The sequence below is a fragment of the Aquitalea sp. ASV15 genome (assembly GCF_016429115.1).
Classification (GTDB): Bacteria; Pseudomonadota; Gammaproteobacteria; order Burkholderiales; family Chromobacteriaceae; genus Aquitalea; species Aquitalea magnusonii.
On sequence record NZ_JAELTZ010000126.1, the window covers coordinates 1 to 486 of the forward strand.

At 57.0% G+C, this 486-nt stretch carries 1 protein-coding gene; it reads right to left on the reverse strand.

The window, feature by feature from the left end:
• Positions 1 to 486, reverse strand: a 486-nt coding sequence (locus JHD64_RS21120) for a hypothetical protein (RefSeq protein WP_199055575.1), incomplete at both ends; no start/stop codon positions are given.

Below are 486 nucleotides of genomic sequence, written 5' to 3' on the forward strand. Positions count from 1 at the left end.
CGGAAGCGTCTACCTTCTTGGCAGCGTGCTTCTTGGCGTGCTTTTTGTGAGCTTTCTTGGCCGGAGCGGAAGCGTCAGCAGCCTGGGCTTTCTGAGCGGAAGCGTCTTTCTTGGCTACTTTCTTGGCCTTGGCTTTCTTGGCCGGGGCGGAAGCGTCAGCAGCCTGGGCTTTTTGAGCGGAAGCGTCTGCTTTCTTGGCAGCGTGCTTCTTGGCGTGCTTTTTGTGAGCCTTCTTGGCCGGAGCGGAAGCGTCAGCAGCCTGAGCCTTTTGAGCGGAAGCGTCTACCTTCTTGGCAGCGTGCTTCTTGGCGTGCTTTTTGTGAGCTTTCTTGGCCGGAGCGGAAGCGTCAGCAGCCTGGGCTTTCTGAGCGGAAGCGTCTTTCTTGGCTACTTTCTTGGCTTTCTTGGCCGGAGCGGAAGCTTCAGCAGCCTGAGCTTTCTGAGCAGAAGCGTCTTTCTTGGCTACTTTCTTGGCTTTCTTGGCCG